Genomic DNA, 24,395 nt, shown 5'->3' with positions numbered 1-24,395 from the left:
ATGTCGCACAACTATCCCCGGCATAACGCGCCAAATCGCGCATTCCTTCGCGGCGGTGTGGCGAATAGTGTTTCAGAACCCTTCGGGCAGGTCGATCGATCCGACCACTTCCCGATAGCGCGCGATGGCATAGCGATCGGTCATGCCGGCAATGAAGTCGGCGATGTGGCGGCTCAGCCAGGGCTCGTCGGCGGGCAAGCGCGCCGCCCAGTCGCTCGGCATCAGCGACGGGTCGGCATGATAGGCCGCAAACAGCCCGGCGACGACGTGACGTGCCGCCTCCGCCGCCGCCAATTGGCGCGGATGATGATACAGGTTGGCGTACATGAACCGTTTCAGATCGCGCTCGTCGTCGCGCATCCGCTCGGAGAATTTGATCAGCGCCCTGCCCGCGTCGCGCGCGTCGTCGGCCGATGTTACCCGCGCGTCCGCGATCGCCGCACGGCTGGTCTCGATCAGGTCCATGACCATTCCGCCGATCTGACCGCGGATCAGTTCGCCGACCAGGCGCTCCGGGGCCACATCCGCGAACCGCGCTCGGCATTCGTCCCAGCGCGCGGCGATCATCGGCAGTTCGAACATTTGATCCAGGCTCAGCAACCCGGCGCGCAGCCCGTCGTCGATGTCGTGATTGTCATAGGCGATATCGTCCGCGATCGCCGCGACTTGCGCTTCCAGGCTGGGCCAGTTCGCGAGCTCGAGCGGAAATTGTTCGTCGGCGCGTGCCAGCGCCCATTGCGGTTCGATGATCGGGCCGTTGTGCTTGGCGAGCCCCTCCAACGTTTCCCAGGTCAGGTTGAGGCCGGGAAAACGCGGATAAGGGCTGTCGATCTCGGTCAGCGTGCGCAGCGTGTTGCCGTTATGGTCGAACCCGCCGCCATCTTTGAGCGCTGCCTCCAGCGCATCCTCGCCGGCATGGCCGAAGGGCGGGTGACCGATATCGTGCGCGAGGCACAGCGCTTCGGTGAGGTCTTCGTTGAGCCCCAGCGTGCGTGCGACGGTGCGGCCGATCTGCGCGACTTCCAGGCTGTGCGTCAGGCGGACGCGGAAATGGTCGCCATCCGGGGCCAGGAAGACCTGGGTCTTGTGCCGCAGACGGCGGAAGCTGATCGAGTGGATGATGCGGTCGCGGTCGCGCTGAAACGCGTCGCGCGGTCCCCGCGTGGTGGTTTCCGGTTCGGGATAAAGCCGCCCGCGGCTGTCCTCGGGATGCGAAGCATAAGGTGCGGGCGTCCTGATCATCGCGCCCGCCTGTAGCGGCGGGAGTATGGGAAATCTAACCGATACTTGCGCTCAACCCACGGCAATCACTTGCCGCCGAGGCGATCGACCTTTTGTCCCTTGGTGCTGGTGAAGACGAACCCCGACAAGCCGGCCTTGGCCATCTGGTTGACGAACGTCTGCGCCTCGTCCTCGGACTTGAACGGCCCGGTCAGGACGCGGTTGGTGGCGCGCAGCGGCGTTGACCATCCCTGACGGTTGCGGAACAGATCGGGCGACTTGGCCTTGAGCCCGTTCCAGGCCTTTTCCAGCGCCGCCTGATTGGCACCGCCAGCCACTTGTACCCAGACGCGTGCAGGATCGCCTTTGGTCGCCACATCAGCCTTGGCGCCTTTGGCATCGGCAGCTTCGCATTTGGCCGACGCCTTGCCCTTCGCGCCCGTCTTGCCGCGCGCCGTGACGGGCGGCTCGGACCGGCCGCGCGATCCGGATTTACCCTTGGCCGGCAAGGGGCAGCCATTCTTGTCGAGCGCGACCGCGTCGTCCTTTGCGTCGCGCGCATTCTTCGCATCCGCGGTCTCGCACTTGGCCGCCGACTTCCCTCTCAGCGTCGCCTTGCCGCGCGTCGCCGCCCTGCCTTTGGCCGGCGGCGGACATCCATTGTCGTCGAGTGTCGCGCTGTCCTTTTTCGCATCGCGGCCGCCCTTGGTGTCCGCGACCTCGCATTTGGCGGTCGATTTCTCCTTTGCCGTCGTCCGGCTCCGCGTCGCCGTCTTGCCCTTGGTCAGCGGGGGACAGGCAGCCTGGTCGACCGCGGCAGCGTCATCCTTCGACGCCTTCGCGTCGGCGGGCGGTTTGCCGTTGCGCCCCTTGGCGGACCTGCTGTCGCCAGCGTCAGCCACGTCCTCGTTCGCGGTCTTGCGGACCGTCGACCTGGGTTCGGGCGTCCTGGCGGCGGGTTTGGGTTGCTCCACCTTCGCCTTGGGCTCCGTCGCGGGTTCAACCGGCTTTGGCGCGGGCGGTGGCGGAGGGGCGGCACGCGTGGGCAGCGGCGCGACGCCGAGTTCGGAGCCCGGCACCGAGATACCGGCGATGATCCTGGCGAGCACGGTATCCTCGCTGACGCGGGAGGTCGCGGTCGGCGCTGGGCTGATCCCCGCCTCGGCGGCGGTCGGGCGGTCGGCTACGCCGCTATCCGCGCTCGTCGCGCTGAAGCCGGGGGTCGGCGCGGGCGCTGCCGCGACCACGACCGGCGCCGGCAATGGCGCCGGAGGGGGAGCCGCCACCGTCGCCGACGCCGGGGTGGGTGCTGTCGGCACGGGGAGCGACGTCGATTTCGGCGCTTCCGCGACCTTGACCGGTGGCGGCAAGGGCGTCGGTGTCGGGGTCGACGTCGGCTTCGGCGTGGGAAGCGGCGCGGCATAGACCACGCGCGGTGATGGCGATGGCGATGGCGGCGGCGGCGCGGGCGTCGGTGCCGCGCGCGGCGGGGTGTAAGACGGCGGGTTCATCGCCACTTCGACGGGCGGCGCGGGCGTAGCCGCCGGCACCGCGGGCGCGAGATACTCGTATTTCTTGCGCTTCTTGCGCTTCCCGGCATCGTCCTGGACAATCGGACGCGGCCGGGGTTGCTCCACCGCCACGACCACCTTCGGCGCGGTCGGATCGGACCCGAGCCGCGGCAGCGCCGGAACCATCCGCGCGTCGGCGAGACGTTCGGGCGTCGCACGCAACTCACCGAAATTGATCGCGAAGGCGCGATCGGCGGCCGACAGCATCGGCAGCCGGTCGAAGAACGGGGCCAGCCCCGCGCCCAGCCCCGGCGACATCATGGAATTGGCGATCTTTTGCGCGCCGTCACGGTCGCCGCTCATTGCCAGGATGAAAGCGCGGTCGCGCCATGCCGCGCGATCGCTCTTGCGAAGCAGCGGGTCGAGCAGGTCGAGCGCTTCCTTCTTGCGGCCCGAAATCCCCATCGACAGCGCATAGCGTCGCGTTATCTCGTCATCGGGCCCTTTCCGCAGCGCCAGGCGATAATCGCGTTGCGCGCGTTCCTGCTCACCGATCAGATCATAAGCGAGGCCACGATCGCCGGCATATTTGCTCGGGTCTAGCCCGCGCGCCTCGGCTTCCTGGAACCGGCGCAGCGCTTCGCCGGGGCGCTCGGCACGCACCAGCAGGCTGCCGAGTCCGGCCTTTACCCGCGGATTGAGCGGATCGAGCTTTTCGGCGCGGCCGAAAAATCCCGCCGCCGCGGTATTATCACCCATCCTGAGGGTCAGTTCGCCGGCTGTAACCAGCGCTTCGATGTCGAGCGGATTGGCGGCGAGGATGCGCATGTCCGCGGCCAGCGCGTCGGCATCTCGATTCTCGTCGGCAGTCTGAGCGAAAGCCTGTCCGCCGCTCATCGCCAAGACAACGGCTGCCAGTCCAAAAGCGCGTCGGAATATCATATTGGATATCAGCCTAGACCGGTCGGCGGCTGAACGGGAAATGACCTTGAGCTTCACGAGCGGCGAGGCGGGGCGGGGCGACGATGAACGCCGCCCCCACCCCGCAAATCGGCTTACTGGTTGTTCTGGCGGTGCAGGAAGCGCGGGATATCGAGCGAGTCCTTGCTCTCACCTTCGTCCGCTTCGGAGCGCGAGCCGCCGCGCGCGACGCTCTGCATCCGCTCGAACAACGTGCCGCCCAGCTTCATGCGCGGTGCCGGCGGCGCTTCCGCCTCGTCACCAGTCGAAATGGCTGGAGCCTCTTCGGCGCTCTCGCCCGGCGACAGCCAGCCCGGCGTTTCCTCGGCCGCAGCCTCGGCAACTGCTGGCGTTTCATACTCGGCGGGAACGGCCGCATCGTCGACCGCGACCTCGCTGCCGAGCACCAGTTCGTCGGCGTCAGCGTCCGGCGCGGTGGTGTCTGCCGGCGTATCGAGCGTCAACGGTTGGGTGTCCGCTTCAGGCTCCGCCTTCGCTTCAGGTTCGGGCGCCGCTTCAACTGGCGATGCCGGAATCACCGACTCCGCCCTGCGTCCAAAGCTGAACGCGCGGGTCGCGGGCTCCGCCGCGGCGGCAGCCACGGCAGCGCTGTCGGCCTCGATCCCGGTGGCGACGACCGACACGCGGATCTTGCCCTCGAGGTCGGGATTGAACGCCGAACCCCAGATGATGTTGGCGTCTTCGTCGACCAGTTCGCGGATATGATTGGCCGCTTCGTCGACTTCGAGCAGACGCATGTCCTCGCCACCGGTGATCGAGACGATCACACCCTTGGCGCCCTTCATGCTGACGCCGTCGAGCAGCGGGTTGGCGATCGCCTTCGACGCGGCTTCGATGGCGCGGTTGTCGCCCTCGGCCTCGCCGGTGCCCATCATCGCCTTGCCCATTTCCTGCATCACCGAACGGACGTCGGCGAAGTCGAGGTTGATCAGGCCGGGCATGACCATCAGGTCGGTGATGCCGCGCACGCCCTGCTGCAACACTTCGTCGGCCATTTCGAAGGCCTGTTTGAACGTGGTGTTGGCGTTGGCGACCAGGAACAGATTCTGGTTCGGAATGACGATCAGCGTATCGACGTACTTCTGCAGTTCCTCGATACCGGCTTCGGCCGCCTTGGCGCGACGATTGCCCTCGAACGCGAACGGCTTGGTCACGACGCCGACGGTCAGGATGCCCATGTCACGCGCCGCCTTGGCGATGACCGGAGCGGCTCCCGTACCGGTGCCACCGCCCATGCCCGCGGCGATGAAGCACATGTGCGCGCCTTCCAGCGTCTTGGCGACGCTGTCGATCGCTTCCTCCGCCGCCGCACGCCCGATTTCCGGCCGTGCGCCGGCGCCGAGCCCTTGCGTGATCCGCACGCCGAGCTGGATCTTCTGCCCCGCCTGGCTCTGCTTCAGAGCCTGCGCATCGGTATTCGCCACGAGGAAGTCGACGCCTTGAACATCGTTCTTCATCATGTTGGCGATCGCGTTGCCGCCCGCCCCACCGACGCCGATCACCGCTATGCGCGGAGTCAGCTCGTCCACATCCGGAGGAAGAAATTCAACCATTACGCGTTCTCCGACATGCTCCGGCCCCCGGAACACCTTATGCCCACAACTTCTTGCACCATCGCCCACTTACTATCCACTACAAATGGGGGTCGATGACGCATTTCTTTAATAATTCGCCCGAGCCGTTCTGATCAGGCGACGGAAGATCGACATCGGCGACGGACGGTGCACCAGCTGATGTTCGCCCGATGCCAACGACCTGAGGTCGATCGGGTCGGTCGCGGCGTGATGGACCAACCCGGCCAAGGTCGCGAAAGCGGGTCCCGAATGCGCGTCGGGCAAGCCGGCGAGCCCGCGCGGCCGCCCGACCCGCACCGACCGGCCGAGCGCTGCCTGCGCATAATCGGCGATACCCTTGAGCTCGGCGCCGCCACCGGTCAGCACAACCTGACGCCCGACATTGCCGTCGAACTTCATCGCGGTCAGCGCCTTGCCGATCTCTCCCATCAACAATTCGAGCCGTTGGCGGATCACGGCGATCAGCTGCGCCCGGGTGATACGTGGCCCCTCGCCGGCGCCGTCGTCGCTGAGTGGCGCGATCTCCAGCATCTCGTGATTGTCGCGCGGCGTCGCGTTGGCGCAGCCGTGGAAGCACTTCATTCGCTCGGCCTGGGCGCGGCTGGCGCCGAAAGTCGAGGCGATGTCGTCGGTGATGTCACTCGCACCCATCGGCACGGTGACCAGCCCGACCAGCATGCCGCCGGCGAACAGCGAGACGTTGGTGATCCCCGCCCCCATCTCGACCAGCGCGGTTCCCAGCTCGCGTTCCTCGGCGCTCAGGCACGCAAGTCCCGTCGCAACCGGGGCTGCGATGATCGACTTCACCTCCAGATGCGACTTGGCGACGCACAGGCCGATATTGCGCACCGGCGATCCGTCTGCGGCGACGACATGGATGTGCACGCCCATCCGATCGGCATGCAAGCCGAGCGGGTTCTTGACCCCGGTAATACCGTCGAGCGTGTAGAGCGCCGGCTGGGCATGGAGCACCATGCGCCCGGCGGGATCGATCGATTCACGCCCCGCGCGCAACAGTGCGTCGATATCGCTCTGTTCGATGCGGTGCCCGCCCATCTCGAACTCGATCGAGGCGACGTCGCTGACCAGCCCGCCGGCCGAAAAGCCGACCCAGACATTCTCGATATTGGTCTGGGCGATACGCTCGGCCTGTTCGACCGCCTCGCGCACCGCGACTTCGGTTGCGGCCATGTCGGCGATGCAACCGCGCCGCACGCCGCGGCTCTCGCGTTGGCCGGTGCCGAGCACGATCAACTCGCCCCCGCTGCCTTTCTGCGCGATCATCGCGGAGACCTTGGACGACCCGATATCGAGCGCCGTGATCAGCCCCTCCGGTGGTGTCTTGGCCATAACTCTATTCCCCCACTCATACCTGGTCGCGCGACGCCGCGCGATCCGCCGATGCCGGCGCACTGCCCTTCGAACTCGTCGGAACCCCAATCCGGCTCGATCCGTCGGGCTTGCGCATCACCATTCGATCCGGATTGCGCATGTCGAACTTTAACCATCCTCTACCCAAAAGGCGAAGCGTACCATCCCTCTCCGCAAACAACCGGAGCGCCTGGGCAGCCTCATCGGTTCCCTCGGGCAGCGATAAGGTCTCGCCGGTGTCGAACAACAGGTCCCAGCGGCGGTTGCCCACCCAGGTCGCGGCGCGCACCTTGGGCTTGAGCGCGGGGGCGGTGGTCATCAGCGTCTGATAGGCCGGCTCCTGGCGATCGGCGCCGGGACCGATGACCAGCGGCAAATCCGGCATCGCGTCGGCCGATACCGGCTCCAGATAGACTCCGTCGCGATCGATCAGGCTCAACGTCCCCTCGTTCTGCCACACCGCCGCGGGCGTGCGCTCGACGATGCGGATCAGCAGGGTGTCGGGCAGCCGCCGCGAGACATGGGCATCCTGCACCCAGCCATATTGCAGCAATTTGTCGCGGATCTGGTTGAGGTCGACCAGCGGCATCGCGCGCGATTTCTGTTCGAGCGCAACGGCATAGACTGTCATCTGGTCCATCCGCTTGACGCCGCGGATCTCGATCTGCTCGACACGGAAACCGGCATTGCCGGCCTGTTCGGCGACCGCGGTGCCGACCGCGCCGGGAATGCCGAAGATCTGGGCGACGACCAGCGCCGCTCCGACCGCGAACGCGAAGATCGACCAGGTCGCGATGCGCTGCAGCGTGTGCTGCGAGATGGGCAGCCAGGCCAGGATGCGATCGATGATCGACGGCTTCTTCTGCTTGCGCTTTGCCGACGGCCTGCGCGCGGTCGGGCGCCCGCTCTTGGTCGGCGCGCGGCTCATGCCAGTGCCTCGTCGATGATCATCTGCACCAGCTCCGGATAGGAGATGCCGAGATGTCTCGCCTGTTCGGGGACGAGGCTCAAGGGAGTCATGCCGGGCTGGGTATTGACCTCGAGCAGGAACAGCCCGTCCTCGCCACGCTCATCGTCCCAGCGGAAGTCCGATCGCGATGCACCTTTGCAGCCGAGCAGATGGTGCGCTTCGAGCGCGAGCCGCTTGCAGGCCGCAGCGATCGTGTCGGGAATTTGCGCCGGAAAGACGTGCTCGGTCATGCCGTCGGTATATTTGGCGTCGTAATCGTACCAGCCCGATTTCGGCTTGAGTTCGGTGACGCCGAGCGCGCGGCCGCCGAGGATCGCGGTGGTCAGTTCGCGGCCGCGGACATAGGGCTCGGCGAGCAGTTCCTCGAATTCCTGCCACGGACCGGCGACATCGCGGCCGATCGGGTTACCGTAATTGCCGTCATCGGTGACGATGGCGACGCCGACCGACGAACCTTCGTTGACCGGTTTCAGCACATAGGGCCGCTTGAGCGGATCGCCCTCGAACACTTCGGCCGACTTCACGATGCGCCCGCCCGGCATCGGGATGCCGTGCGGGACCAGCGCCTGTTTGGTCAGCACCTTATCGATCGCGATGACCGAGGTGACCATTCCCGAATGGGTGTATTTCAAGCCCATCAGGTCGAGCATGCCCTGGACCGAGCCATCCTCGCCCGGCGTGCCGTGGAGCGCGTTGAACACGATGTCAGGCTTCGCTTCGGTAAGCTTCGTCGCGACGTCGCGACCCATATCGATCCGCGTCACGCGATGGCCGAGCGATTCCAGCGCCTCGGCAATGCCCTTGCCCGACATGAGCGAGACTTCGCGCTCGGCCGACCAGCCGCCCATCAGAACGGCAACGTGGAGGGAGGCGCTCACTTGGCCACCCCCACGCGCTGAATTTCCCATTCCAGCATCACGCCCGACTTCGCCTTCACCTTCTCGCGTACCTCTTCGCCCAAGCTTTCGATGTCCGCGCTCGTCGCGTCACCCAGGTTGAGCAGAAAATTACAATGCTTCTCCGATACTTGCGCGCCACCCTTGCGAAGGCCTCGGCAGCCGGCTTCGTCGACCAATTGCCAGGCCTTATGCCCGTCCGGGTTCTTGAAGGTCGACCCGCCGGTGCGGCTGCGCAGCGGCTGCGATTCCTCGCGGGCAGCGGCGATGCGGTCCATCTCGGCCTGGATCGCGGATGGCTCGCCGGGATGGCCGCGGAAGGTCGCGCCGACCACGATCGCGCCCGCAGGCAAATCGCTGTGGCGATAGGTGTAACCGAGGTCGTCGAGCGCGAGTGTCCGGCGCTCGCCCGAGCGCAAGACCACATCGGCCTCGATCAGGACGTCCTTGACCTCTCGGCCATAGGCGCCGCCATTCATCCGGACGAAGCCGCCCACCGTGCCCGGGATGGAGCGCATGAATTCGAGGCCGGCGATCCCGGCATCACGCGCGTTCGACGAGACGAGGATGCCGCTTGCGCCACCGCCGCAGCGGAGAGTGGTTTCGTCGAGCCGCTCGACCTTGGCGAAGGTCTTGCCCAGTCGCACGACTACGCCGGGCACGCCGCCATCACGCACGATCAGGTTCGAGCCCAGGCCGAGCCCCATCACCGGCACCGACGGGTCGAGCGCGTAGAGAAAGCTGGCGAGGTCATCGACGTCGGCCGGTTCGAACAGATATTCGGCCGCGCCGCCGCTCTTGAACCACACGAGCGGCGCCAGCGGCGCGCCGTGCGTCAGTTTTCCGCGGACCGGAGGCATGGCGTAACAGACCGTCACCGCACCGCCTCGATCCCGTCGGCCAGTCCCGCCGCCCATTTGGTGATGTCGCCCGCGCCCAGGCACACGATCATGTCGCCCGGCTGGATGACGCCCGCGAGTTCGCTCGCGAGTTCTTCCGCAGAACCAATCGTCGCGGCCGCGCGGTGGCCACGGCGCTTCAGGCCATCGACCAAAGCCTGGGCATCGACACCCTCGATCGGCTGTTCGCCCGCGGCATAGACCGGGGTGACATAGACCATGTCGGCATCGTTGAACGCCTGCTGGAAGTCCTCCATCAGATTGCTGAGACGGGTATAGCGATGCGGCTGGACCACCGCGATGACGCGGTTGGCCACGCCCTCGCGCGCCGCCGACAGCACCGCGCGGATCTCGACCGGGTGGTGGCCGTAATCGTCGATCACCACGGCGCCATTGACCTCGCCGACCTTGGTGAAGCGGCGTTTGACGCCGCCGAACTTGGCGAAGCCTTGCTGGATCGTCGCGTCGTCGACGCCGAGCTCGAGCGCGACGCCGATCGCCGACAGCGCGTTCTGGACATTATGGCGACCGGGCATCGGCAATTCGATATTCTCGATCGAACGCGTCGTGCCGTCACGATTGCGGATGATCGCCTCGAACCGGTTGCCGCCGGGGATCGGCGTCACGTTGACGCCGCGAATATCCGCCTGAGTCGAGAAACCGTAGGTGACGATGCGGCGGTCGCGCACGCGCGGCAGCACCGCCTGCACTTCGGGATGGTCGAGGCAGAGGAAGGCGGCGCCGTAGAACGGGACATTCTCGATGAACTGGACGAACGCATCCTTGATCGCGTCGAAGCTGCCATAATGGTCGAGATGCTCGGGATCGATATTGGTCACCACCGCCAGCGTGCCGTCGAGCCGCAGGAAGCTGCCATCGCTCTCATCGGCCTCGACCACCATCCACTCGCTGTCGCCGAGCCGGGCGTTCGAACCATAGCTGTTGATGATGCCGCCATTGATCACGGTCGGGTCGATCCCGCCGGCGTCGAGCAACGCCGCGACCATCGAGGTCGTGGTGGTCTTGCCGTGGGTGCCGGCGACCGCGACGGTCGATTTGAGCCGCATCAGCTCGGCGAGCATCTCGGCGCGACGCACCACCGGGATGCGGCGTTCGAGCGCGGCCTCGACCTCGGGATTGGCGCGCTTGATCGCGGTCGACACCACGACGACTGCGGCGTCACCGAGATTGTCGGCGGCGTGACCGATCTTCACCTCGATGCCCTTGTCGCGCAGCCCTTGCACGACATAGCCCTCGGACACGTCCGATCCCTGCACCTTGTAGCCGAGATTGTGCATCACCTCGGCAATGCCGGACATGCCGATCCCGCCGATGCCGACGAAATGGATGGCGCCGATATCGGTCTTTAGCCCGGTCATGCGAATGCTGCTGCTTCTCCGCCAGGTGTGGCGGTCTGAACTTTGCCGACGGGAATATCGGCTGGGGGATGATCGAGACCCTCGACCAGATCGGCGAGATCACGCGCGGCATTGGGATGCCCGCACGATCTCGCGCGCGCCGCGGCGTTCTGCAGCGCAGCGGGGTCGAGGCCGAGTTTCTGCATCTGCTTGGCGAGTTCGACCGGGGTGAACTGGCTCTGCGCGATCGTTCGCGCGCCGCCGGCTTCCGAAATCTCGCGCGCATTCTCGGTCTGGTGATCGTCGGTCGCGCTGGGCAGCGGCACCAGGATCGCCGGACGCCCGGCGGCGGTCAACTCGGCGATGGTCGACGCCCCAGCGCGCGCGATCACCAGGTGCGCCCAGGCAAGATGCTCGGGCAGATCTGGCAGATAGGTGGCGAGGTCGGCCGCGATCGACAGCTCGGCATATTTTGCCCGCGCCTTCTCGATGTCCTCGACCCGTGCCTGGTGCGTGACCTGCAGCCGGCGACGGAAATTGACCGGGAGCATCGACAATCCGTCGGGCACGACGCTGCTCAGGATGCTGGCGCCCTGGCTACCGCCGGTGACCAGGACACGGAAGATGCCATCCTCTTCGAGCAGCGGATAAGGCTTGTCGCGCAGCGCGAGCACGTCCTCCCGCACGGGGTTGCCGGTCAAATGCGCCTTGCCGCGATATTTGTCGGCCAGCCGGTCGACCTTGGCATAGGAGGTAGCGATCGCGTCGACCCGACCCGCCACCAGCCGGTTGACCCGGCCGAGCACGGCGTTCTGCTCGTGCACTGCGGTCGGCACCTTCTGGTTGAACCCGGCGAGCAATGCCGGCAGCGCGGGATAGCCGCCGAAGCCGATGACGGCGGCGGGCTTGATCTTCTCGAACAGGTCGATCGCGAGCTTGCGCCCTTCGAGCATCGCGCGGCCCGCGCGGTACCAGCCGATCGGGCCGCCCTGCATCCGCCCCGCGGGCAGCACATGCGTTTCGATCCCGTCGAACAGTCCCGGAAAACGCACGCCGCGCTCGTCGCTGATCAAATCGACCTTATGGCCGCGCTTCTTCAACTCGGCGGCCAGCGCTGCGGCGGGCACCATGTGCCCCCCGGTCCCGCCTGCGGCCAGAACGAATTGCCGCACTCTCGTCATTCGCCGCTCCATTTCACGACATAGGGTGAGCGGCTCACAAACGGGTTCCGGCGCGTAAACGCAAGCAGCAACCCCATGCCGATCGACAGCGCGATCATCGACGAACCGCCATAGCTTATGAACGGCATCGTCATGCCCTTGGACGGCGCCAGGCCAGTATTCACCGCCATCGAGATCAGCGCCTGCAATCCGAACTGGATGGCGAGGCCCGACGCAGCCAGCACACGAAATTCTTCCTGCTCATCCAGCAGCTTGACGAAAACGCGCACGACGATCGCGAGGAAGATCACCGCCACGATCGCACAGGATATCAGCCCGAATTCCTCACCGATCACCGAGTAGATATAATCGGTATGCGCTTCAGGCAGGCGGAACTTCATCTGTCCCCCGCCGGGACCGGTTCCGAACCAGCCGCCAGCAGTCAACGTCGCGCGCGCGGCATTGACCTGGAAATGGTCGGCGGCGTCGGCCGAATCCGGAAACAGGAAGGCGTCGATGCGCGTTCGCGCGGTCGAATAGAATAGATAAGCCGAGATCACGCCGACAAAGGCGGCGCCGAACAGCGCCCCGATCACTCGCGCCGAAATCCCCGAGATCAGCAGCAAGGCGAGCCATACCGCGCAGAACACCACCGTCTGCCCGAAATCGGGCTGCAGCATCAGCAGTCCGGCGACCAAAGCAGTCAATCCGCCGGTCAGCGCGGCAAGCACGCCGCCGGACAGTCCCTGCTCCTTGTTCTTGAGCGACAACAGCCACGCGACCGCAACGATGAAACACGGCTTGAGGAATTCGGACGGCTGGAATTGCGCGACGCCGACGCCAAGCCAACGCCGCGCGCCATTCACCTGGACGCCGATCAGCGGCACCAGCATCAGCATGACCAGGAAGCCCGCGCAACCGATCAACGCCATGCGCCGCGCGCTTTCGGTCGGCAGCATCGAGACGATGAACAGCACCGGCAGCGACACCGCGACCCACATCACCTGGCGCCAGAAATAGTAAAGCGCGGGCATGTGATGCGTGGCGTCCGAGTAGCGCTGCGCCGACGCCGGGGAGGCCGCCGCGACCGCGACCAGCCCGATCGCCATCAGGAACAGAGTCAGGATGAGCAGCACCCAGTCGATGTCCCAGAACCACGCGCCGAGCGGCGAGCGGTCCGACCGCCCGCCGCGTCGCGCGACCCGGGTCAGGAATCCTTCCTTGGCCGGCCGCGAATTCATGCCAGCGACTCGACCAATCCGCGGAAGGTGTCGCCGCGGTCCTCGTAGTCGCGAAACTGATCGAACGACGCGCAGGCCGGCGACAGCAAGACGGTCTCACCCGGCTTGGCGGCGGCGCGGCATAATTCGACAGCATGCGCGAGCGTTTCGGCATAAACGGTCGGGATGTCGTTCTTGAGCAGGTCGAGGAACATCGGCCCGGCTTCGCCGATCGTATAAGCGGCGCGGACATGCCCGAACGACGGACGGCAGGCGTCGAGGTCCTTGGTCTTGGCCTGGCCGCCGAGAATCCAGTGGATGCCGTCGAACGCGGCCAGCGCGGGCGCGGTCGAATCCGGATTGGTCGCCTTGCTGTCGTTGACATAGGCGACGCCGTTGACGGTGCCGACCCGCTCCATGCGGTGCGGCAGGCCCTTGAAGCTTTCCAGCCCGGCGTCGATCGCCGATTCCGCGACGCCGAGCGCCTGGCACGCTGTAATCGCGGCGAGCGCGTTCTGCGCGTTGTGCGGACCCTGAAGCGATGGCCAGCGCGACTGATCCATGCACACGCCGGGCGCGATCTTGAACAGATGCTCGCCGCGTGCCGACAGGCTGCGCGCGATCTTGGCGGAGGCGGTGTCGCCGATCCCGATCACCGCGTCGTGATCCTTCGATTGCATCGCGAACAGCCGCGCCTTCGAGGCGGCATAGGCATCGAACCCATCATAACGGTCGAGATGGTCCGGCGTGATGTTGAGCAGCACCGCGACGTCGCAATCGAGGCCGAAGGTCAGGTCGATCTGGTAGCTCGACAATTCGAGCACATAGACGCCGCCGACCGGCAGCGGCTCCTCGCCGAGGATCGGCAGCCCGATATTGCCGCCGAGCCGCGCCGCAATGCCCGCCGTTTCCAGGATGTGATGGATCAGTGCGGTGGTGGTCGACTTGCCGTTGGTGCCGGTGATGCCGACGACACGATGCGACGGCAAATAGTCGCGAGCCTGCGCGAACAACTCGATGTCGCCGATCACGGGAACGCCCTCCTCGCGCGCCTTGGCCGCGATCGGATGGCGGTTGAGCGGCACGCCCGGCGACACGACGACGCCGGCAAATCCGGTCAGGTCGATCTCGACCGGATCGGCATAATCGGGGCCCTCGATCGTCCGCTTGCTCTCGTCCGTATCCCAGGCGACGACGTCCGCGCCCGACGCGAGCAAGGCGCGCATGGTCGCCTGACCCGAGCGCGCGAGCCCGAGCACCGCATAGCGTTCGCCGCGCCAGGACGGACTGGTGATCACCGCAGCTTCAGCGTCGACAGACCGGCGAGCGCGAGGACCAAAGCCACGATCCAGAATCGGATCACGACCGTCGATTCAGGCCAGCCGAGTTGTTCGAAATGGTGGTGGATCGGCGCCATGCGGAACACGCGCTTGCCGGTGCGCTTATAGACGAACACCTGGATGATGACGCTCATCGCCTCGACCACGAACAGCCCGCCGATGATGCCAAGCACGATCTCATGGTGCGCGGTGACGGCGATCGCGCCGAGCGCGCCGCCCAGGGCCAAACTGCCGGTGTCCCCCATGAACACCGCCGCCGGTGGCGCATTGAACCACAAGAAGGCGAGCCCCGCCCCGATCATCGCGCCACAGAAGATGGCGAGGTCGCCGACGCGCGGAATGTGCGGGATGCCGAGATAATCGGCGAATTTGGCGTTACCCGCGAGATAGACGATCAGCATGAACGCCACGCTGGCGATGATCACCGGCATGGTTGCGAGCCCGTCCAACCCGTCGGTCAGGTTCACCGCATTACCGAACGCGACGATCGTGAACGCGGCGAACACGACGTAGAACCAGCCGAGATCGATCACCACCGAGCTGAAGAACGGTAGATAAAGGTGCGTGCCGTTGGCGGTGTTGGTGTGGACGATGATTGCGCTGGCGATGCCCGCAATGGCGAATTCGCCGAGCAGCCGGACCTTGCCCGACACGCCCGCGGTGCTCGCTTTGCGCACCTTGTCGTAATCGTCGAGGAAACCGATCGTCCCGAACCCAAGGGTGACGAACAGGCACGCCCAGACATAAGGGTTGGTTAAGTCCATCCAGATCAGGATCGAGACCGCCATGCTGGTCAGGATCATCAGTCCGCCCATGGTCGGCGTGCCGCGCTTGGCGAGGTGCGTTTGCGGACCATCGGCGCGGATCGGCTGCCCCTTGCCCTGGCGGACGCGCAGCCAGCCGATGAAGCGCGGCCCGATGATCAGGCCGATCAGCAGCGCGGTCGCCACCGCCGCGCCCGAACGGAAGGTCTGGTAGCGAACCAGATTGAGAATATGGGGGAAGCCCAGCGCCTGCGCGATCCAATAAAGCATTATATTTTCCCGCCGGCGAGCGCCGCGACCAATGCGGACAACCCGACCCCGTTCGAACCCTTGATGAGAACCGCGTCGCCCGCTTCGAGTGTCGCCATCAGGCGGTCGCGCGCGGCAGCGGCGTCGGGCACATGGACGATTTCGACCTGCCCCTCAAGCGCTTCGGCGAGTGGCTTCATCCTTTCGCCGACCAGAATGACCAGTTGGACGCCGGCGTCACGAACCGGCCCGGCAAGCGCCGCGTGATATTCGTCCGATTTGTCGCCGAGTTCGCGCATTTCGCCAAGCACCGCGATCTTCCGCGTCGCCGCCTCCTCGCCGAGCACCGCGAGCGTCACGCGCATCGACGCCGGATTGGCATTATACGCCTCGTCGATCACCAGCGCGCGGCCGCCCCCCGTCTCGACCCAGAAACGGGCGCCGCGCCCGGCAAGCCCGCCGAGATCAGCAAGGGCCAGCCCGGCCAGGGCGAGATCGCCCCCGACCGCGTCGACCGCCGCGAGCACGGCCAGCGAATTGGATATCCAGTGTTGGCCCGGTTGTGCGACCGTGTAGCTGAGCTCGCGCTCGCCGACGCGCGCGGTGACGAAGGTGCCGCCATTGGTCGCCCTCACCGCTTCGATCGCGCGGACGTCCGCACCGTCGCCTATCCCAAAGGTGACCGTGCGTGCGGCATGCGGCGCCGCAGCTGCGGCGAGCCGCTCGCGATGCGGGCTGTCATAAGGAATGATCGCGACGCCGCCCGGCTCAAGGCCCTGGAAAATCTCGCCCTTGGCGTCGGCGATCGCGCTTTCGTCAGGGAAGAACGCGGCGTGGGCCGGCGCGATCGCGGTGACGATCGCGACGTGCGGCCGCACCAACGTCGTCAGATGCGCGAGTTCGCCGGGATGGTTCATCCCCATCTCGAACACGCCGTAATCGACCTCGGCGGGCATCCGCGCCAGGCTGAGCGGCACGCCGGTATGGTTGTTGTAACTCTTGACCGAGCGATGCGCCGATTTGGCCGGCGAGCGGTCGAGCGCAGCGAACAATGCCTCCTTGGTCCCGGTCTTTCCCGCCGATCCCGTGACCCCGACGATCCTTGCCGCCGTCCTGGCACGCGACGCCCTGGCCAGCGCCTCCAGCGCCGCGAACGTGTCCGCCACCCGGACATTGGGATGCGGCGTATCCTGGCTGACGATCGCCCCGGCAGCGCCGCGCTCGAACGCCTGGTCGAGGAATTTGTGCCCGTCGGTGGTCTCACCGGTCAGCGCGACGAACAGGTCGCCGGCGCCGACTTCACGCGAATCGAACGTGACGCCAGAAACGTCGAACGCCGCCGAAGCGGCGCCGTTGGTGGCTGTGGCGATGTCGGCCGAAGTCCAGAGCGTCATTGCGCCGGTCCCTTCGGCTGGGGCGACCTGGAACGTGCGATCGGAAGGTATGAAGCAAGCATCCCCTCCTCTAACCAGGAAGCCCGCGCTTTGCCACGCGTCACGCCGCCGCCTCCTCGCGCGCCACACTCACGTCGTCGAATGGCAGCACCAGTTCGCCGACAATCTGGCCCTGTTCGTGCCCCTTGCCGGCGATCAGCACGATGTCTTCGGCACCTGCCTGGCCGACGGCATAGGCGATGGCCGACCGACGATCGCCGATCTCGATCGCCCCCGGCGCACCCTTGAGCACCTCGGCGCGGATCGCGGCGGGATCTTCGCTACGGGGGTTGTCGTCGGTGACGATCACCAGGTCGCCGTATCGCACGGCGATCTCGCCCATCAGCTCGCGCTTGCCGTGATCGCGGTCGCCGCCGGCGCCGAACACGACGATCAGCCGACCCGCGGTGTGCGGCTTGAGCGCGGCGATCGCCGCCTCCAGCGCGTCGGGCGTGTGCGCATAATCGACATAGACCGGCGCCCCGGTCCGCGTGATCACCGCCCGTTCGAGCCGCCCGCGAACCGGTTGCAGCCGTGCGAGATTGGCAATCGTCTGGCCGACATCGCCGCCCGTCGCGATCACCAGCCCCGCCGCCGTCAGCGCATTGGCCGCCTGATAGGCGCCGATCAGCGGCAACGTCACCTTGAACTCGCGGTCTTCGGCCTCGATCACCAGACCCTGACCGAGCAAGGTCGGATCGCGGCTGACCAGCCTGAGCGCCCCGCCGCGTTCGCCAACGGTGATGAGGCGCTGACGCCGGGCATGCGCCAGATCGACGACGCGGGCCGCTTGCGGGTCGTCGGCCCACACCACGGCGGTGCCGTTGGGATCGAGGACTTCGGAGAACAGCCTGAGCTTCGCGGTCATATAGGCGGCCATATCGCCGTGATAGTCGAGATGATCGCGGCTGAGATTGGTGAACGCCGCGGCGATCACCTTCAGCCCCTCGGTGCGATATTGCGACAGACCGTGGCTCGATGCCTCGAACGCTACGTGCGTGACACCCTCTCGCGCCAGCCCCGCGACGTTCGACAGAAAGGTGACGACGTCGGGCGTGGTGAGGCCGGTCGATACGCTGTCATCCGAGGTCGTCACGCCCAGCGTTCCGATCGATGCGGCATGGTGTCCCGCCATCCGCCACAATTGGCGTGTCATCTCGACCGTCGAGGTCTTGCCATTGGTGCCGGTGACCGCGACCACCGTCTCGGGAAACGGCGCGAAGAATTGCGCGGCGAGATGCGCGAAGGTCTGGCGTGGATTGTCGGACGCGATGTGCAGCGCGCCCTCGACGGTGACGCCGGGACGCGCGACGACAGCGATCGCGCCCGCCGCGACCGCTGCCGGGATGAAATCCTCGCCATTGACCCGCGTGCCTTCGAACGCGCCGAAGATCGTGCCGGGCGCGACTTTGCGATGGTCGATCGCGAAGCCGGTGACGCTGGCGCCGCCCCCGCCCGTCACCAGCTCGCCCAGTTTCATTCGGGATCCGCCATCGTTTGCGGCTTTTCCCCCGGGCGGTGCCAGATCAGCGGCAACAGCTCGTCGACATTGATGTCGCGCGAGGGGTCGGGCACCACGCCCAGCATCGGGCCGGCGCGCAGGATGAAGCGGTCGACCACCGGTGCGGCGGTATAGGCCGCGGTCCTGACGGCTCCCTGTGGCGAATCGAGCATCACGATCACCACATAGCGCGGCGCGTCCATTGGGAAAGCCGCCGCGAAGGTCGAGACGTTGGCTTTCTTCGAATAACCGCCGCCGGTCGCGACTTCGGCGGTACCGGTCTTGCCTCCAACGCGGAACCCGGGAGCATCGGCAGTCTTGCCAGTCCCCTGGGTAACCACGAGCCGAAGCAGCTGGCGAATGCGGTGGCTGGTCTGCTCGCTGATCACGCGACGCCCCGGAACGTCGACGCCGGGCTGAACCTTCATCAGCGTGACAGGCCGCCACACGCCGCCATTGACCAGAGCGGCATAAGCAGCCGCCAGGTGCAGCGGCGTCACCGCGACGCCATGTCCGAAGCCCGCGGTCATCGTCGTCACGCGGCTGAACTTCTGCGGAAACAGCGTGCGGCCACGCGCTGGCAGCTCGAACGGCATCGGCTTGTCGAAACCCATCGACCGGAACATCGCCGACAATTTGTCGCCGCCGAGTTCGTCGGCGATCCGTGCGGTGGCGATATTCGACGAGTGGATCAATGTCTCGGGAATGTCGAGCCAGCGGCCCTCGCCATCATGGTCATGAATCTTGAAGCCATCGATTTGCAGCGGCTGGGTCGCGTCGAAGCGCTTGGCCATCGAGGTGACGGTGCCGCTGTCGATCGCCGCCGCCATGGTGATCGGCTTGAAAGTCGAGCCAAGTTCGTACGCCGCGCTGGTCACGCGGTTGAAGAACGGGCCGGGCAGCTGCTTACCGTCTTCGGTCACCGCCGGCTTCGGCGCCGCGCCAGGATTGTTGGGGTTGAACGTCGGGAAGGACGCCAGCGCCATGATCTCGCCAGTGCGGACATCGAGCACCACGCCCGCCCCGCCCTTTGCCTTTAGATTGGTAACCTGTTGGCCGAGCTCGTTCTCGAGCGCCGATTGCGCGCGCGCGTCGATCGACAGCGCGACCGGCTTGCCGGCGGTTTCGGGCGAGGTCAGCCGCAGATCGAGCGCGCGCTCCATCCCGCTCGCACCCTTGTTGTTGACGTCGAGAAAGCCGAGCACCTGCGCGCCCAGTTCGGACTGCGGATAGAGCCGCTGCTGCTGGCGTTCGAACACGATCGCCGGCTCGCCGATCGCGTTGACTTCGGTGACGAGCGATGCCGAGGCGTCGCGCTCGATATAGGTGAACCTGGTGCCTTGCAGCTTGGCGTAGATCTGGTTTTCGTCGAGACCCAGGATGTTGGCCAGGCGCTGCGCGATTTCACGGCGATCACCCAGGATCTGATCGGGATGAACGCCGATCGCCCAGGCGTCGATCGTGCGCGCCAGCGGCTCGCCGTTGCGGTCGACGATATCGCCGCGGATCACGCGGTCGCTCATCGTCGACGCGGTCGCGGTCCCTGCGGATAAGGCGAAAAAGCCGAGCTTGGCCACGACGACCCCGACCGCTGCTCCGTAGAGCAGCATCATGATCATCATCCGCTTCTGCGCGGTCGCACGGGAAAGCGCGCGGTCGTCGGCAAGACGACGCGGCGCGATCGGTCGTGCGAGCAAATTGCTCATCGGGCGCCATCCTCCCGACGCGCGCCGCGCGACAGCGAGCCGAGAGTCGCTTCGCTGAGCAGCTTGCGATCGAGCAGCGCCACGGTCGACGACTTCGGCTTAATCGCCGCTTTGGCCGATACAGGCTGGAGTTTCGCCCCGACGGGCGCCGAGACCATCGCGACCGCCTCCTTCATCTTGGCCGGCGCGGCCGTCGCCGGTGCTGCCGGGCTGGCAGCGACGGCGGCATCCGCCGGCACGACCGGCGCGCTGGGAATGACCGCCGCCGCGGTCTGGATCTGCGGACCCGCGGCCGGTGCCGGCGCGTTGAAATCGACCTGGGCGAGTTCGGCGTCGTTACGGATATACTGCCCGGCGGTCGGCGCCGACAGCTTCAGCGTGTCGCCGTTCCAGCGTTGCAGCTGCGCGAAGCTGGCGCGCGTGTCGAATTCGGTTTCGAGCGCGGTGATGTCGCGCTGCGTCCGCGCGATCGAGGATTCGATCGCAGCGAGCTTGTTGCGTTCCGCCGCCACGCGCGATGACATGAGGTAACAGCCCAGAATCACGCTCACACAGAGCACGAACCAGCCGAACCAACGAAATCGATGCGCCACAACCATCACAATTCTCCCGCAACCCAGGCCGCCGACGCGGTCCGCCTGGCCACACGCAAGGTCGCCGAACGAGCACGCGGGTTCCGCGCCAGCTCGGCGTCACTGGGGCGCACCGCGCGCCCGATCGTTTCGAATGTCGCTTCGGCCTGAGCGGCCTGAGGCGGCAGATGCCGCGAACCGGACGGCATCGCGCCGCTCCGCTCGCGCAGGAAATGCTTCACCAGCCGATCCTCCAGGCTATGGAAGGTCACCACAGCCAGCCGCCCACCGGGCTTGAGCACACGCTCCGCCGCGGCGAGACCATCGGCCAGCTCGCCGAGCTCCCGGTTGATATGAATCCGTACGGCCTGGAAGGTCCGCGTCGCGGGGTCCTTCTTGTCGTGCGGCTTATGGCCTAGCGCCTTCCGCACCACGGTCGCGAGTTCGGAAGTCCGCGTAAGGGGTCTTGCGGAGACGATCGCACGGGCAACGCGGCGCGAGCGCGGCTCTTCGCCGTACAGGTAGAGCACATCGGCGATGTCGCTCTCATCGGCGCTGTTGAGGAAATCGGCGGCGCTCTCGCCCGACTGGCTCATCCGCATGTCGAGCGGCCCGTCGCCCTGGAACGAGAAGCCGCGCTCGGCCTGGTCGAGTTGCATCGACGACACGCCGATATCCATTACCACGCCATCGACCGGCGCGAGGCCGCGGGCGTCGAGTTCGGACTCGAGCGCGGAGAACGGCGCCTCGACAAGCGTGAGGCGCCCGTCCGACGCAGCGACCATGTCCTGGCCGGCAGCAATCGCATCGGGGTCGCGATCGAACGCAACCACCTCGGCGCCCCTAGCGAGGATCGCCCGGGTATAGCCGCCGGCGCCGAAGGTCGCATCGACATGACGCTCTCCCGGGGTGGGGTGGAGAGCGTCGATCACCTCATCGATGAGCACCGGAATATGGGGGGTGGGCGTGCTCACAGGATGTTCTTTTCCTGCATGAGGTTGCGACAGATGCGCTTGAGGACGGGGGCAGCCTGGTCGTCGGTCGCGGCGAGAAGGGTGTGGGGATCCCAAATCTCGAAATGCGTCAGCGACCCGTAGAAGAAGGCGTGCTTGGTGATGCCCGCCTCTTCCTTCATCCAGTTGATGATGACGGCGCGGCCGGTGCTGTCGAAGCCGACTTCCTCGGCACCGCCGGCGATGACGCGAAGGACGTTGAACGCGGGGTCGTTATCACCCGCCGCGGCCTTGGCCAGCTTCGCGTCGACATAGCCCTGGTCGTAGGCGATCAGGCATTTCGCCTCGGGGTGCTGGCCCATGAGGACGAACGGGCCTTTCTTGAAGCGCTCGGGCGGGGTGTTGTCGATGACGGCGTCGCGGAACTTGGCAGGGATAGAGACGCGGTTCTTGTCATCGACAAGCTGCAGTGCCGTACCCGTATAGATGCTGCTCCCAGCCACCGTTCGCCCCGAACCAGACATGCGTTTTCCCGTTCGCGGAACGAGCCCTCGCTCGCGCCGACGTGATCAGAATCAACGGGTAAAAACGCCCCACTTCCGGTGACTGGCGTATCAAGCCACCGGATGGGATTCAATGGGAATTTTTGGTGTTTGATGGGTCAGTATTGGACGAGCTAAGCTAAGCCATTACAAACATTATAAAAGTTTCTTTAACCATAGCCCGCCCTTCGGGCGCTTGAAGGCACCCGTGAGGACTTGAAATGTTGGAATCGCCACGACTCAGCCCAGCTTTGGGATGATTTCCCATCGCTTCCCGGTGCGGGCACGGACATCAGGGCTTGGTGGGGGTGGGCGATGCCGCCGGAGCCACGCCCATTTCGGCGAGTGGCTCGCTGGTCGCGGTATCGGCCGGGGCGGCGCTGTTCGACGCGGCAAGGTTGGCGGCGACATCGACCTTGGGCGCGCCCACCGCCTTGAGCGGACGTTCCCGGCTGACGATCGTGAACAGGGCCGCGGCGACGCCGATCATCAGCAATACGGCCGCGAGACCGATCATGCCGACCTTCACCCGCTGCATTGTTTGAATGTTGTCGCGAACCAGTGTTTTCATACTTGTGTGGCATTTATGTAACGCATCGCGAGGCGTTTGTCGACCTTGCCGTTGCCACAGCCTACCGCATTAGGCGGGAACCAATCCTTTGGATGCCAACCAGTCGTTGTTGTAGAGCGTTGAAAGGTAGCGGAATCCCGTGTCGCACAGGATCGTCGCAACCCTGCTCCCCGGACCCAATTGTTTTGCCAGCGCGACGGCACCGGCAACATTGATACCCGACGACAGCCCCAGGCAAAGCCCCTCTTCGTCGAGCAGGCGTCTGACCCAATAATATCCTTCGGCGTCCGAGATGCGGAATTGGGTGTCGACCGGCGCGCCTTCGAGATTGGCGGTGATCCGCGCTTGCCCGATCCCTTCCGCCACCGATGATCCTTCGCTGCGGAGTTCGCCACAGGCATAATAAGAATAAAGCGCGGCGCCGTCGGGGTCGCTGAGCGCGATCGTCACTTTCTCGTCGTGCGACTTGAGGCCGAGCCCCACGCCCGCCAGCGTCCCGCCGGTCCCCACCGCACAGGTGAACCCGTCGATCCGGCCGTCCATCTGATCCCAGATCTCTTCGGCGGTCCCGACGATATGGGCCTTGCGATTGGCGATATTGTCGAACTGATTGGCCCAGATCGCATTCGGCGTCTCTTCGGCGATACGCCGGCTGGTGTGCACGAAATGGCCAGGATTCGAATAAGGCGCGGCCGGCACCAGGACGAGTTCGGCGCCGAGCGCGTGCAGCGTGTCCATCTTCTCCCGGCTCTGCGTCTCGGGCATGACGATGATCGTCTTGTAACCCTTGGCATTGGCGACCAGCGCCAGCCCGATGCCGGTATTGCCCGCCGTCCCCTCGACGATCGTGCCGCCCGGCGCGATCAGCCCGCGCTCCTCCGCATCCTGGACGATGAACAGCGCAGCGCGATCCTTCACGCTCGCGCCGGGATTGGTGAATTCGCATTTGCCGAAAATCTCGGCGCCAGCCGCTTCGCTTGGCCCTTTGAGGCGGACGAGAGGGGTATGGCCGATGAGCGACAGGGTGTCGGGCGTGATGGGCATGAGGCCTAGATAAACCGCCGCGCGGCGCGGGCAAGCAATCGCTGCTGCGGGCCGGTCAATTCCTTGTTGTGTGGTTACCCCTTCCTTCTCCCCTTGTGGGAGAAGGATAGCGGGGCTTGGCAGCTTGCTGCCTAGCGAAGCTTGGATGAGGGGGCGGCGCTTCGCGCCGCGCGAGCCTGCGGCTCGCCCCCAACCCTCCCACTCGGCTGCGCCGAGCGGGCCCCTGCCGCAAGGGGAAGAGGGCTTTTCCGGCCTACCGATTACTCCTGGTGGGCGTCACTGCTCGCCGCGCTGTTGGTCGACGTCTCATTAGCCCCCGCGCTATCGTCAGCCGCCGCCACGTTGTCGGGCGTCGCCGCCGCAGCAGCATTCTCTGTGGGCGTCGGCGTCGGGCTCGGCACCGTCGCGACGACATTGCCGACAGCCGTGGTGGTGATCGAGTCAGCCGAATTCTGTCCGACCGCCGTCGGGCTGCCGCCGCATCCCGCCAGCACGGCCAGGACCACCCCTACCAACAGCACTCGCTTCATGCCCATCTCCCTGATTGGCAAAGATCGTC

Annotated in this window: 21 protein-coding genes; all 21 read right to left on the bottom strand. The window is 66.1% G+C overall.

Annotated features, from left to right (window positions below; translation table 11 throughout):
• Positions 1-72: 72 nt before the first annotated feature.
• Positions 73-1,242, bottom strand: a complete 1,170-nt coding sequence (locus tag SMA01S_RS13245; RefSeq protein WP_066822800.1) for a deoxyguanosinetriphosphate triphosphohydrolase — start codon at positions 1,240-1,242, stop codon at positions 73-75.
• A 65-nt stretch (positions 1,243-1,307) separates the two neighbouring features.
• Positions 1,308-3,629 carry an SPOR domain-containing protein gene (locus SMA01S_RS25290; RefSeq protein WP_066822796.1) on the bottom strand — a complete coding sequence of 774 codons (2,322 nt, stop codon included), beginning with the start codon at positions 3,627-3,629 and terminating at the stop codon, positions 1,308-1,310.
• Between the two features lie 158 nt (positions 3,630-3,787).
• Entirely contained in the window at positions 3,788-5,266 is a 1,479-nt protein-coding gene (ftsZ, locus tag SMA01S_RS13235) for a cell division protein FtsZ (protein WP_066822792.1), read from the bottom strand.
• A gap of 108 nt (positions 5,267-5,374) precedes the next feature.
• A complete protein-coding gene (gene ftsA / locus SMA01S_RS13230) occupies positions 5,375-6,637 on the bottom strand; it encodes a cell division protein FtsA (RefSeq protein ID WP_066822789.1) in 1,263 nt (420 codons plus the stop codon).
• A 16-nt stretch (positions 6,638-6,653) separates the two neighbouring features.
• Positions 6,654-7,586: a cell division protein FtsQ/DivIB gene (locus tag SMA01S_RS13225; protein ID WP_066822786.1), complete on the bottom strand. Its 933-nt coding sequence runs from the start codon at positions 7,584-7,586 to the stop codon at positions 6,654-6,656.
• Positions 7,583-8,536, bottom strand: a complete 954-nt coding sequence (locus SMA01S_RS13220) for a D-alanine--D-alanine ligase (RefSeq protein ID WP_066822782.1) — start codon at positions 8,534-8,536, stop codon at positions 7,583-7,585. Before SMA01S_RS13220 ends, SMA01S_RS13225 begins: the two co-directional genes overlap by 4 nt.
• Complete coding sequence (murB, locus tag SMA01S_RS13215; protein ID WP_066822780.1) at positions 8,503-9,384, bottom strand: UDP-N-acetylmuramate dehydrogenase; 882 nt, start codon at positions 9,382-9,384, stop codon at positions 8,503-8,505. Before murB ends, SMA01S_RS13220 begins: the two co-directional genes overlap by 34 nt.
• 14 nt (positions 9,385-9,398) lie before the next feature.
• Positions 9,399-10,802 (bottom strand): UDP-N-acetylmuramate--L-alanine ligase, encoded by a 1,404-nt coding sequence (murC, locus tag SMA01S_RS13210; protein ID WP_066822777.1) that lies wholly within the window; start codon positions 10,800-10,802, stop codon positions 9,399-9,401.
• The gene (gene murG, locus SMA01S_RS13205) at positions 10,799-11,962 is read right to left on the bottom strand and encodes an undecaprenyldiphospho-muramoylpentapeptide beta-N-acetylglucosaminyltransferase (RefSeq protein ID WP_066822901.1); all 1,164 of its coding nucleotides are present in this window, start codon (positions 11,960-11,962) and stop codon (positions 10,799-10,801) included. The genes murC and murG overlap by 4 nt, the downstream gene beginning before the upstream one ends.
• Complete coding sequence (locus SMA01S_RS13200; RefSeq protein WP_066822774.1) at positions 11,959-13,182, bottom strand: FtsW/RodA/SpoVE family cell cycle protein; 1,224 nt, start codon at positions 13,180-13,182, stop codon at positions 11,959-11,961. The genes murG and SMA01S_RS13200 overlap by 4 nt, the downstream gene beginning before the upstream one ends.
• Positions 13,179-14,459 carry a UDP-N-acetylmuramoyl-L-alanine--D-glutamate ligase gene (murD, locus tag SMA01S_RS13195; RefSeq protein WP_066822772.1) on the bottom strand — a complete coding sequence of 427 codons (1,281 nt, stop codon included), beginning with the start codon at positions 14,457-14,459 and terminating at the stop codon, positions 13,179-13,181. The genes SMA01S_RS13200 and murD overlap by 4 nt, the downstream gene beginning before the upstream one ends.
• A complete protein-coding gene (mraY, locus tag SMA01S_RS13190; protein WP_066822769.1) occupies positions 14,456-15,535 on the bottom strand; it encodes a phospho-N-acetylmuramoyl-pentapeptide-transferase in 1,080 nt (359 codons plus the stop codon). Before mraY ends, murD begins: the two co-directional genes overlap by 4 nt.
• A complete protein-coding gene (locus SMA01S_RS13185; RefSeq protein WP_066822765.1) occupies positions 15,535-16,908 on the bottom strand; it encodes a UDP-N-acetylmuramoyl-tripeptide--D-alanyl-D-alanine ligase in 1,374 nt (457 codons plus the stop codon). Before SMA01S_RS13185 ends, mraY begins: the two co-directional genes overlap by 1 nt.
• A gap of 100 nt (positions 16,909-17,008) precedes the next feature.
• Positions 17,009-18,427 carry a UDP-N-acetylmuramoyl-L-alanyl-D-glutamate--2,6-diaminopimelate ligase gene (locus tag SMA01S_RS13180; protein ID WP_066822762.1) on the bottom strand — a complete coding sequence of 473 codons (1,419 nt, stop codon included), beginning with the start codon at positions 18,425-18,427 and terminating at the stop codon, positions 17,009-17,011.
• Complete coding sequence (locus tag SMA01S_RS13175; RefSeq protein ID WP_066822759.1) at positions 18,424-20,154, bottom strand: peptidoglycan D,D-transpeptidase FtsI family protein; 1,731 nt, start codon at positions 20,152-20,154, stop codon at positions 18,424-18,426. The genes SMA01S_RS13180 and SMA01S_RS13175 overlap by 4 nt, the downstream gene beginning before the upstream one ends.
• A complete protein-coding gene (locus tag SMA01S_RS13170; RefSeq protein WP_245649271.1) occupies positions 20,151-20,705 on the bottom strand; it encodes a hypothetical protein in 555 nt (184 codons plus the stop codon). Before SMA01S_RS13170 ends, SMA01S_RS13175 begins: the two co-directional genes overlap by 4 nt.
• Before the next feature lie 47 nt (positions 20,706-20,752).
• The gene (gene rsmH, locus SMA01S_RS13165; RefSeq protein WP_174543140.1) at positions 20,753-21,700 is read right to left on the bottom strand and encodes a 16S rRNA (cytosine(1402)-N(4))-methyltransferase RsmH; all 948 of its coding nucleotides are present in this window, start codon (positions 21,698-21,700) and stop codon (positions 20,753-20,755) included.
• The gene (locus tag SMA01S_RS13160; protein ID WP_066822750.1) at positions 21,697-22,182 is read right to left on the bottom strand and encodes a division/cell wall cluster transcriptional repressor MraZ; all 486 of its coding nucleotides are present in this window, start codon (positions 22,180-22,182) and stop codon (positions 21,697-21,699) included. Before SMA01S_RS13160 ends, rsmH begins: the two co-directional genes overlap by 4 nt.
• 331 nt (positions 22,183-22,513) lie before the next feature.
• Positions 22,514-22,759: a hypothetical protein gene (locus SMA01S_RS13155; RefSeq protein WP_066822746.1), complete on the bottom strand. Its 246-nt coding sequence runs from the start codon at positions 22,757-22,759 to the stop codon at positions 22,514-22,516.
• A 102-nt stretch (positions 22,760-22,861) separates the two neighbouring features.
• Complete coding sequence (locus SMA01S_RS13150) at positions 22,862-23,836, bottom strand: cysteine synthase A (RefSeq protein ID WP_066822743.1); 975 nt, start codon at positions 23,834-23,836, stop codon at positions 22,862-22,864.
• Positions 23,837-24,096: 260 nt separating this feature from the next.
• A complete protein-coding gene (locus tag SMA01S_RS13145; protein WP_157093934.1) occupies positions 24,097-24,366 on the bottom strand; it encodes a hypothetical protein in 270 nt (89 codons plus the stop codon).
• Between the last annotated feature and the right edge of the window lie 29 nt (positions 24,367-24,395).

It is taken from the genome of Sphingomonas mali NBRC 15500, assembly GCF_001598415.1.
Lineage (GTDB): Bacteria > Pseudomonadota > Alphaproteobacteria > Sphingomonadales > Sphingomonadaceae > Sphingomonas > Sphingomonas mali.
This window is presented reverse-complemented; position numbering and strand designations above follow the sequence as displayed.